This is a genomic window from Moorena sp. SIO3I6, from assembly GCF_010672095.1.
This window is the reverse complement of sequence record NZ_JAAHHU010000650.1, coordinates 1-2,524: the sequence shown is the minus strand read 5'-3', so window position 1 is coordinate 2,524 and position 2,524 is coordinate 1. Positions and strand designations below refer to the sequence as shown.

Genomic DNA, 2,524 nt, shown 5'->3' with positions numbered 1-2,524 from the left:
CCCATCTAAGCTGACTGCTGACCGCTGACTGCTGTCAGCTTATTTAATGGGCACTTAAGGAAATCAAAAGATAGAACAGTAACAAGGATATCTGTTTTCCCCCCTTACTAACTCTAAATTTTGATGAGAAAAAAACTCTTAGTGACAGGAGCTAGCGGTTTCCTTGGATGGAACCTTTGCCAGCTCGCTAAAGAAAAATGGGATATTTATGGAACGTATTTTACCCAGAAAATAGATATTCCGGGAATAAGCCTAGTAAAGGCTGACTTGAGGGAATTCCAAGACATGAAGCATCTGTTTGCTGAGATTCAGCCAGCAGGAGTAATTCATACCGCAGCTCAATCTAAACCTAATTTTTGTCAGACCCATCGAGAGGAATCATACTCGATTAATGTTACAGCTTCTATCAATATTGCTCGACTAAGTGCAGATTATGATATCCCTTGCGTGTTTACCTCTACTGACTTGGTCTTCGATGGTTTAAATCCTCCTTATCTAGAAACTGATCCGGTATCGCCCATCAGCTATTACGGTGAGCAAAAAGTGATGGCAGAAGAAGGGATGCGATCGCATTATCCTAAAGTCGCGATTTGCCGCATGCCCTTAATGTTTGGCATCACTCCCCCTACTGCCAGTAGCTTTATCCAACCCTTCCTCAAAATCCTGAGAGAAGGGCGACCATTGAGCTTATTTACCGATGAAATTAGAACCCCTGTCAGTGGCACCACAGCAGCCAAGGGACTTTTACTAGCGCTAGAGAAAGTCCAAGGTCTAGTTAATCTGGGCGGAAAAGAACGGATCTCTCGCTATGACTTTGGTTGCCTGATGGCTGAGGTATTTGAGCTTTCCCAAGATAATTTAGGACGCTGTCTACAAAAGGATGTACCGATGGCTGCTCCTAGATCTCCCGATACGTCATTGGATAGTTCATTAGCATTTAGTTTGGGATATCAACCGTTATCAGTGCGGGAGCAATTGGAAGGGTTACGGGGGAAAGTCTGAATGCTTACGGGGTGATTTCCCTACCGTTAGTGCGGTAGTTACCACGAAACAAAACAAATCTCCCACAAGTCAATAGTCCTAACTAAAGAGGCAAACACTGGCAATTGGTCTTGATACTGCTGCTAACTTCTCTACCTTGGCCTATCGGTACACCTTCAACTAATCAAGGGAATCAGATGAAAAACTTGCGTGCAATCACCCCATCCTCTTATATTATTGCTGCCTGTGCATTAACCGGAATTTTATCCTTTAGTGCAGTCACTAGCCAAGCTGGTCAAAGTAAGTTCTTACCATCAGGTAACTCTACCGCAACCGCTCAGGTTGAATCAGTAGACAATCAAGACCTACTGGCAGCAGTACCGATTCCCAGCAGTGAATTACCACCAGCCCTAGAGAAGAATACCGTATTTCGTGCGATCGCAAGCGGTGGTTTCTTTGGTCAAACCGTTGAAACCCGTCTGCTCAACAATGGACAAGTGATTCAGCAGTACATAAGGATAAATGGCAATAGCACTCCCACCGAGATTGCTCGCATTTCCCGTCAAGATGTCAAAGGCTTTGAAGAGTTTCTCAACAAAGACGTAGACTTTGGTCAGTTTGATCAGCTCAGTTACCCTGCTCCTATTGGTGCTGCTGATTACATCAGTGTTACTCTGAGCAGCAATGCTGGTACCACACGTTATGCCGATATTGGTCATAACCAGCTCCCGGAAGCTTTGCAGCAAGTGATTCAGAATTGGGAGACTATTGTGAGTAGTAAATGAGCGGTCAGTGGTCAGCGGTCAGTGGTCAGCTGTGGCACAGGCTTCCAGCCTGTGACCTAACCCCTCAAGTAGGGTGGAACAGGCTTCCAGCCTGTGACCTAACCCATAAGCTGATAACTGATCACTGATAACTGAAAGCTGAAAGCTAATTACTCCCTACTCCCTATTCTCCTCAGATCCTTCCTCTATCTCCTGGCCAATATCAAATACAATGATAAATTTCCCATCAGGCATTAGCCGCTTCAGAGCCTCCATGTGACCTTCCGCATCCGAGCGATTGCGGAAACGACCAACAAGTACTCGTTGCATCTTGGGCAATAACCTAACCACGGCCCATGGATATAGGCGTTGAGAGTACGTCATAATAATAAGTTATCTCCTTAACTGGGGGACGAGAGCCAGCCTTTCCTGTGAACTTCTTGAGGCTGGCTCTTACCGTGGAACGTTTCTTGATGCAGTCGCTCATGGGGGTTTCCCCCAAGACCGCGCTGCATCGCTTTAGCGCCCACGGTAATTTCATTATAGCACAAATAATCTTATATTATAACATATTTGGAAAATTTTTGTAACAAACTTGTGAGGGAGTCGGGAGTCGGGAATCGGGAGTCGGGAGTAGTGGAGTCGGGAAAAATCCTGTTTCCCCAACCATTAATTAATTAATTTTGTAAGTGACTATGTGTGATGGTAGCTAGCCGCTGCGTGGACTCAAGCTACCTTAAGGGATTCTTAGGACAGGCCAAACAATGCTCCTTTGGAGC

General features: G+C 45.4%; 3 protein-coding genes. 2 read left to right on the top strand and 1 reads right to left on the bottom strand.

Translation table 11 applies throughout. The annotated features are described in order from the left end of the window. Positions 1-123 precede the first annotated feature (123 nt). Both F6K49_RS40875 and F6K49_RS40870 read left to right on the top strand, forming a co-directional pair. On the top strand, positions 124-1,002 hold the full coding sequence (locus F6K49_RS40875; protein ID WP_293106708.1) for an NAD(P)-dependent oxidoreductase: 879 nt from the start codon (positions 124-126) through the stop codon (positions 1,000-1,002). A 176-nt stretch (positions 1,003-1,178) separates the two neighbouring features. Further along, entirely contained in the window at positions 1,179-1,766 is a 588-nt protein-coding gene (locus tag F6K49_RS40870; RefSeq protein WP_293106703.1) for a hypothetical protein, read from the top strand. Between the two features lie 156 nt (positions 1,767-1,922). Here F6K49_RS40870 and F6K49_RS40865 read toward each other — a convergent pair whose 3' ends face one another. Continuing rightward, on the bottom strand, positions 1,923-2,129 hold the full coding sequence (locus tag F6K49_RS40865; RefSeq protein WP_293106698.1) for a hypothetical protein: 207 nt from the start codon (positions 2,127-2,129) through the stop codon (positions 1,923-1,925). Between the last annotated feature and the right edge of the window lie 395 nt (positions 2,130-2,524).